Genomic DNA, 3,469 nt, shown 5'->3' with positions numbered 1-3,469 from the left:
AGGGAATCGCCGACGCCGCAAGCGGCAAACTGTGGTCGGGCTACGCCCTCCCGCCGTTCCCCGCTTGCCGGCCCAAGTGGCCTACTTTTGCGCCGCCCAACGGCCTGGTTTTGCGCCGCCATTGACATCGATGACCGCCCGACCAGCCGCTCGCTTTGCTACAGCGCTGTTTGAATGGCGCGCTCGCTCGCGGCTAGGCTACCGCCGAGCTACACCACTTCGCGGGACACGATCGACGATCTTGTTTCAGCACGGGACCGTCCCCGACGTGGAGTGACTGGCTACTTGTGCGCGACTGCTCGCCAAAACGAATCGCGTTCGGCCACCGACCATTTCGGTCTAGTCGCACTGACGGCGCGGTCCACCACGGTAAGGTTGGTAAGAGTTATCCTCAGGGCGGTACGAGCGATAGCGCGCGAAGCACGATGCTATATGCCGAGGCGTGAGGTAGGTCGGCGGTCCTTCCTCATACACAGCGAATCCAACCTGGGGCCGATCGGATGTTGCTCCGAATGTGTCGACCTGCTCATCGTCTTGACTACTCAACGTTTTATTGAAGGGAGAGACGCATTCCCGTTGGCTTCCACTGTAGGATCTGTAGCTGTTGTCCTCGCGCCGGTAGGATCGATAACGCTCCAAGCACCATTGAACATGTGCCAAGCTTGCCTCCTCAGAGGCTGTTGGTTCAGGCGGAGCTTCGGGTTTCTCATTTGTAAGCGCACCCGTTGTGATTACGTCGAGAGGCGGCGCATCTGTATTCTTTGCTGCTACAGAGGGTGTGGAGGAAGGTGTCGCTGGTCTCGCGGGTACGCGCTGGAAGGGCGCGGAAGAGGCCGAAACTGGCTCGACAGTCCATGCGGAGGACGCCCCCTGGTCAACCGTCCAGACTGGGACAGGCTCGGCGCTCGTGAAGTAAATGGCGAAAATAGCCCCGGCGGCGAATATCGCGAGTGTTAGTATGAAGCCGCTCAACGTCGCCAGGAAGACTTTCATTTTCACACCTCGATCTCGCCTTTTCACCAGTGAGAATGCGGAGCCGCATGCGCGGTTCCGAAGGTGGACATGCGTCATTAACCATGAGATCGGGCAGAAGATACGCTGGGCTCCGCTAAGTCTGCCAACTTTATGAGTTCTCTCTCCCTAACCCCGCGCTGGAACGCAAGGATGAGGGCACTGGCAATTTCATCCGACCTCTCCGCTCGGGCTTCAAGGTCGTGCTTTACCACGATCGCGTCGTAGCATTCCTGCAAGAGCCTGACCTCATCCGGCCGAAATGCCTGTGTCTCGCGACGAGCCTGCATTCGCCAGCCTCCAAGATGCACCCGCCGCCGAGACGAGATTGTGAGAGGCCCGGCGACGGGTAACAACCCTTCAGCCTGGTGGCTGAAAGGCCCGAGTGCGCAGTGAGGGACAGGACCTGCGCATCTGTGAAACTCCGAACTCAACTGACAATCATCCCAAAGCCAAGAAACGCAAAGCCTGCAGCCATCACCGGATAAAAGAGCCACCGTGCTTGATAAACGCTGTTGTCCATGGGTGCCTCCATTAGTTGGTCAGCAAACGGCAGACGACTCGCGAACGTTCCAAGGCACGGTTTTCATTAGACCTTTGCTGCGACGACTGGGACTTAAGTCCCACGCGGCATGGGCCTGAAGGCCCATTGAGGAACATCCAGCTTCAGGCGTCGTTGGTCCGCAGCTTCGACGGGATCGAAGCATTTATCGTCCTCAAAAAGGGAAATTGTTATGAAGACCTATCTGACAAGCGCAGTAGCTGGCATGGCCCTGGCTGCATTTGCAGGCTACGCGATGGCCCAGGACGTCATCATCAAGCCGGAACAGGAAACCGTCATCCGCGAGTACGTGAAGAAGAAGCCGTTGGCTTCCATCAGCGTACCCGGCGTCGAACTCAACGTCGGTACGGCGCTCCCCGAGACCGTCGAGCTGCACAAGCTCGAAGTGCCCGACGTCAAGTACGACTATGTCGTCATCGACAACAAGACGGTTCTGGTGGACCCCGGCACGCGCAAAGTCGTGCACGTGATCAATTGATCACGTTACTCCCTATGCCTCCAATCTCGGTTGAGGGGCCGAGATTTGAGCACGTTTCTTGTGAAGGAGATTCCCTTGCAACTCGGATGGGAGTTTCGATTCGATGACCGTATCCTCTATGTCGGGGCACCTGACATAGAGGCCGCTCGATATCTCGTGTTGCAACATCTTCGTTGCCAGGCGGACGTTCGACCCAGGCCGATACCGGAGAGTGCGATCGGCTTTCTTGAAATAGCCGATGGCATTGTCATAGAATCGAAAGTGGTCGACTATGGCTCGCTCCTGAGTGCGGAGCCACCTACGGAACGACCGTGAGTGATCTAGCGCGAATTGAGAATATTGATTCGAGCTCAACTATCGAATCGTTGAAAAACCGTCTGCTGCCTACGCATGAACCTCCCGGACACTACTCTCCTCCGCGGATCAAGGGTGTTGCACGCCGGTCTTCTATTTCGACACGTTTCGATGGCGACCACGTCACCTGAGGGCCGATCTCAGCGCCCACGACAGCCGCACGAGCGCCGATGTCGGCTATGGCTCACGGCCCACTCTTGGGATCGTCTACTTCCAGCGCTTCCATGACGGGTGCCAGATCATTCACATCGACAGCGACCTTGGGATGATCGTCTTCGCCCGTCCTCGCTTTCTCCAATGCATTTGTATGGCGCTCTCAACGTTGCCAATTTCGTCTTCGCGCACCTCACGGCCATAGCCAGCCGCGTCGGCATCTTGCTCGAATTGCTGCGCGAGGACCGCAGTGCTCACCTCGCTTTCAGTGGGGAGATTGCCGACGTTCTCTTGCAGCCAGATCGTGAAGAACTCTTTCGTAGCGCTCATGCGGCTTCGCCTTTCGACGCGGCGACGGTCAGCTCATCTCTGATCGCCTCTTCTATGTCGCAGACGACCTCCTCAATTTCCTCAACCGAAAGGCCGCTTTTCCTTGCTGCGGCAATGCACTGCTTGGCGAGGATCGGAACAGCCTGCTCTGGGTTGTTTAAGTACCGTGGGGCGATGTTGGCGTCGAGCCATTCGTCCATGAAGTCTTCAGCGCGTCTGCTCACGTTTTCCTGCTCCAAGCGATGTCCCTTCGCTTCGTGAGGGCCACAACGCGTCACGGCTTGAAAGGATGCTTAGAGAAACGGGCGATTAATGTGCAACGTACCCTGTGGCTCTCAGATAGTTCCAGCATTCATCTGGGCTGAAGAGGTCGCATACGTTGCCGATAGCGCGCCAGAGATCGTCATAGGTTCGGGCCGCGGCCTTGCGCAGCCAGTGTTTGAGCTTGGCGAAAGCCATCTCGATCGTGTTTTCATGATGACTCTCCTGTCCGGATTCCTGTTGAGGCGTGGGATAGGCTGACGAGCCAGATACGTTGTGTTCCCACTTTTGCGATGCGCCCCTTGAGCTTTCCGCGTCGG

General features: G+C 57.5%; 4 protein-coding genes and 1 pseudogene. 1 reads left to right on the top strand and 4 read right to left on the bottom strand.

The window, feature by feature from the left end:
* Nucleotides 1-339 precede the first annotated feature (339 nt).
* Nucleotides 340-993, bottom strand: coding sequence for a BA14K family protein (locus tag ACH196_RS37815; protein ID WP_396651945.1), 654 nt, complete (start codon nucleotides 991-993; stop codon nucleotides 340-342).
* Between the two features lie 752 nt (nucleotides 994-1,745).
* Between ACH196_RS37815 and ACH196_RS37810 the strand changes: the two genes are divergently transcribed.
* A complete protein-coding gene (locus tag ACH196_RS37810) occupies nucleotides 1,746-2,051 on the top strand; it encodes a DUF1236 domain-containing protein (protein WP_396651944.1) in 306 nt (101 codons plus the stop codon).
* 597 nt (nucleotides 2,052-2,648) lie between these two features.
* Here ACH196_RS37810 and ACH196_RS37805 read toward each other — a convergent pair.
* From ACH196_RS37805 to ACH196_RS37795, 3 genes and pseudogenes are all read right to left on the bottom strand, one after another.
* Nucleotides 2,649-2,888, bottom strand: a complete 240-nt coding sequence (locus tag ACH196_RS37805; RefSeq protein ID WP_396651943.1) for a hypothetical protein — start codon at nucleotides 2,886-2,888, stop codon at nucleotides 2,649-2,651.
* Nucleotides 2,885-3,127, bottom strand: a complete 243-nt coding sequence (locus ACH196_RS37800; protein WP_396651942.1) for a hypothetical protein — start codon at nucleotides 3,125-3,127, stop codon at nucleotides 2,885-2,887. The genes ACH196_RS37805 and ACH196_RS37800 overlap by 4 nt, the downstream gene beginning before the upstream one ends.
* 70 nt (nucleotides 3,128-3,197) lie before the next feature.
* Nucleotides 3,198-3,469: pseudogene (locus ACH196_RS37795) on the bottom strand (hypothetical protein); the annotation flags it as partial.

The organism is Mesorhizobium sp. IMUNJ 23232, from assembly GCF_044326205.1.
In the GTDB taxonomy this organism is placed as follows: Bacteria; Pseudomonadota; Alphaproteobacteria; order Rhizobiales; family Rhizobiaceae; genus Kumtagia.
The sequence above is the reverse complement of the archived record's forward strand: the minus strand, read 5'-3'. Positions and strand labels throughout refer to the sequence as shown.

Excerpts from the sequence above, each read along its gene's own strand:
- ACH196_RS37810 (WP_396651944.1), top strand. The coding sequence starts at position 1,746 with ATGAAGACCTATCTGACAAGCGCAGTAGCTGGCATGGCCCTGGCTGCA.
- ACH196_RS37815 (WP_396651945.1), bottom strand. The coding sequence starts at position 993 with ATGAAAGTCTTCCTGGCGACGTTGAGCGGCTTCATACTAACACTCGCG.
- ACH196_RS37805 (WP_396651943.1), bottom strand. The coding sequence starts at position 2,888 with ATGAGCGCTACGAAAGAGTTCTTCACGATCTGGCTGCAAGAGAACGTC.